At 43.5% G+C, this 1,851-nt stretch carries 3 protein-coding genes; 2 read left to right on the top strand and 1 reads right to left on the bottom strand.

Annotation, left to right across the window (positions count from 1 at the left end; all coding sequences use genetic code 11):
• Positions 1–345 precede the first annotated feature (345 nt).
• Positions 346–684: a DUF6972 family protein gene (locus F6K38_RS40875; RefSeq protein WP_287360545.1), complete on the top strand. Its 339-nt coding sequence runs from the start codon at positions 346–348 to the stop codon at positions 682–684.
• The gene (locus F6K38_RS40870) at positions 635–901 is read left to right on the top strand and encodes a hypothetical protein (RefSeq protein ID WP_502709661.1); all 267 of its coding nucleotides are present in this window, start codon (positions 635–637) and stop codon (positions 899–901) included. Before F6K38_RS40875 ends, F6K38_RS40870 begins: the two co-directional genes overlap by 50 nt.
• 278 nt (positions 902–1,179) lie before the next feature.
• On the opposite strand, the gene F6K38_RS40865 is transcribed toward F6K38_RS40870, so the two are convergent.
• Positions 1,180–1,815, bottom strand: coding sequence for a DNA adenine methylase (locus tag F6K38_RS40865; RefSeq protein WP_287360542.1), 636 nt, complete (start codon positions 1,813–1,815; stop codon positions 1,180–1,182).
• Positions 1,816–1,851 lie beyond the last annotated feature (36 nt).

Raw genomic sequence — 1,851 nt, 5'->3', positions numbered from 1 at the left:
TAAGCATTTAGCAGTCAGCAGTCAGCAGTCAGCTTAAAATCAACCTCGTTCCCGGGTGTAGTAATTAGTAAGTCCAGTAGGATGGGTTAGTGATAGCGTAACCCATCATTAATTGACGGTTAGTCTGCTAAGCACAAAAGTGCTGGAGTTCTTGAGGTTGCTTGGTTTCCTAAGCATTTATCACAGCAAATGCTCTGGGGGGTGGAGGCGATCGGTCTTCCCGAAAGTTGGTGACGTATTCCTAGTCTCAAGGAGAGGTTTTTGTCTGCTGAAGTTGAGGGGGTTTTGTGGTCTTGCTCGATACCATAAATTTGGTATGCTCAAAACACTCGATCTTTCTAGTTTATGAGTGGCATCGATCGTGAGATTTTTCTGGATTCTAGACACATTGCCAAGCATCTACCTGGCACACCACAAGTACAGCGGTTACTCAGGCGAGGCCGATCGGCTCATGTTTTTAACAATCAAGCCACAATGGAAAGAGTTGCTCAAGCCATCATAGAGACAGGAGAGTTTACCGGAATTATACGAGGATATGAGCGTTACGGTTTGTTCTTCGCTGATTCAATTGGTTACAGAATCAGCCCCGATGGTGGCCCAAGCACTCCCTTGTTTTATGGAGAGGTGAAGATTGATGGAAAAAACCAATACCATGTTATTCCCCGTACTCGACCCAGCCAATAGTGAGTGGGATTTCGCTGAAGTTTGGATTGACCCCATGCTATCCCCTCCCTACATCCTGCTGTTACTGGGTAATTCATCAGGTAGTTGTTGTGTGTACGATCCTGCTGAGAATTACAAGGTTGTGTTTACTGGAGCAACCTATGATGAAACCCAAACTTGGCTGTTAGAAGATGAATACGAGCCAATCGAAGGGCGACTTTCAGCATCGGAGTTATAAAGATTCTTGGTCATTCCAAATTCGCGGGTTTCACGATTCGAGCTTGGATCGTAAGCCCCTCGTCAAGCTCACAATCTTGATTTATCCGTCTTTTGTTGTATTGCACTACGCATTAAGGTGTTTGACATTGATACAAGCAGCACAAGCTGTTATAGTAAACTCTTGCCTTTTGCCTTTTGCCTTTTGCCCTTGCGCGTAGCGCTATATCAGGCTAATTTCAAGCTGCTGACTTCCCTTGTTAAGCAGCAGCCCCAGACCTCAAATCCTTCACATAATCATTACCCTAAAAACCAATCCAAATTTCGGCCAATCAACAATTCTGTCTTCTCAGCATGATGAGTGTTTTTCATAGCAATAGGTTGTACAGCAAATTCATAGCGAATTGCTATATCCCTGGTCTCTTCTACATTGTCATAGCTCATCAAAAAATCGCCTTCCAATTTGCTAGCAAGTTTAAAGACAGCTTCATGATCAACTGCTGAATATCGATAGAGCCTGCGCCCAGCTTTTAGATAAGGTGGATCAATGAAATAAATAGCATCGTTGCGGTCATAATTTTGCTCACAAACCTCAAACCCATCCCCGGCAATAAATTCAATTTTTGTCCTGATTTTATCAATGGAAAGTATACGCTTTTTCAAGGTTTCAGGATACCAGCGTGAGGTGATTCCTTTACCATTTTCCCCATTTTTCATAAAGCTAGCACCATCAGCCAGAATTCCACCACGATTAACGCGATTTTTCACTACTGTTGCGAAAGCCAAAGATTCAAGAGATTCATTAGCAGAATCAATCGCTTGCTTGGCACTCTGTGGAGTTAGATGAAAGTTGACAATAGTTTCCGCTAGCCATTCGGCACCACCACCTAAAATGACCTGCCACACAGCAGCAACCCCTTCATCTTTTTCTACCATAGTCACTCTACCTACTAAATTCTCGAAAGCAGCAGA

This window comes from Moorena sp. SIO3B2 (assembly GCF_010692525.1).
Classification (GTDB): domain Bacteria; phylum Cyanobacteriota; class Cyanobacteriia; order Cyanobacteriales; family Coleofasciculaceae; genus Moorena; species Moorena producens.
This window is presented reverse-complemented; position numbering and strand designations above follow the sequence as displayed.